Raw genomic sequence first — 1,400 nt, 5'->3', positions numbered from 1 at the left:
GCGGTGGAGGTGACGGACTTCCGCGACGAGCACGTGGGGGACGTGCTCGTGGTGGACCTGGGCCAGGGGGAGGAGCAGCCGTCCTGCGAGGTGGTCCACGTGGGCACCTGGCAGATGCTGCAGGTCTCCCGGCAGGTGGACTCCGCCGACGACGTGGCGCGGCTCCGGGCCGAGTGGGAGGCCGTGGAGAACAAGTCCACCGTGGTGCTCAAGCACGCCCTCACTGGCACGCTGACGCTCACCGAGGACGTCGCGCTGCAGGAGCTGCTGGAGTGGGCGCAGGACGCCTTCGCCGCGGCCTTCGCGTGGGACCGCCACACCGACGTGGTGGTGGTGCCGGACGACGCGGAGTTGGCGGACATCGGCATCGGGGGTTACGTGGCCCGCGCCGCGCAGGACCTCACGGACACCGCCGGGGCCGGCGGTCGGGACGCGGTGGCTGCCTCGGACGCGCTGCGCCTGCTGTACCGCTACGCACGGGGAGGAGCACGGGCATGAGGATCCACCGCATCGAGGTGCAGGACCTGCGAGGGGTGGAGCACGCCGTGCTCGCGGACGTGCCGGAGGCCGGGGTGCTCGTGCTCGAGGGGCCCAACGAGGCCGGCAAGAGCACGATGCTCAAGGCCCTGGACATGCTGCTGACGGAGAAGGCCTCCGCCAGGAAGCAGTACGTGAAGGACTCCCAGCCGGTGGGGCGCGACGTGGCCCCCCGGGTGAGCGCCGAGCTGACCATCGGGCCGGAGCGCTTCGTCTACACCAAGCAGTGGCTGCGCAGCCCGAGCACCGAGTTCCGGGCCGTCGGGGGCGCGCGCCGCCTCACCGGCGACGACGCCCACAACCACGTCAGCGGGCTGCTGGCCGAACACGGGGACGAGACGCTGCGCCGCGCGCTGCAGCTGCTCCAGGAGGGGCCGCTGGAGGTCACCGGCCTGGACGGCTCGCAGCGCCTGGCCGCGGCGCTCGACGCCGCGTCCGGTGGTGAGGCGGCCGACGAGCAGGGCGAGGCCGCCACGCTGCTGGAGCGTGTGGAGGCCGACGCCGGGGAGTGCTGGACGGCCAAGGGACAGCCGCGCGGCGAGCTCAAGCGTTTGCAGGACGCGCACGCCGAGGCGGTGGCGGCGGAGGAGGCCGCGCAGGCCGCCGTCGACGCCATCGAGTCCGAGGTGCAGCGGGCCGCCGACCTGGCCCAGCGGGTGGAGGCCGCCGACGAGCGGCGACGGGTTGCCCAGCGCACCCGCGACGAGCTGGAGAAGCGGTGGGCCGACACCGAGTCCGAGCGATGTGCCGTGGCCGAGGCCGAGGAGGCCCTGCGCCGGGCGGGACGGGAGCACGAGCGTGCCGTGGCCGATGCCGGGGCCCGCGAGGAGCTGGTGGCCGAGGCCGAGCGGGCCACGGCGGAC

General features: G+C 74.6%; 1 protein-coding gene and 1 pseudogene. Both read left to right on the top strand.

All coding sequences use genetic code 11. From position 1 onward, the window contains the following. Positions 1-498, top strand: a pseudogene (locus HMPREF3099_RS13015) (exonuclease SbcCD subunit D); the annotation flags it as partial. Continuing rightward, positions 495-1,400 (top strand): AAA family ATPase (locus HMPREF3099_RS13010; protein WP_168168502.1); only part of this gene is annotated, 906 nt, incomplete at its 3' end. The pseudogene HMPREF3099_RS13015 and the gene HMPREF3099_RS13010, both read left to right, overlap by 4 nt.

The sequence above is a fragment of the Kytococcus sp. HMSC28H12 genome, assembly GCF_001816045.1.
GTDB lineage: Bacteria > Actinomycetota > Actinomycetes > Actinomycetales > Dermatophilaceae > Kytococcus > Kytococcus schroeteri.
Note: the sequence above shows the minus strand (reverse complement) of the source record. Positions and strands in the feature narration are given on the sequence as shown.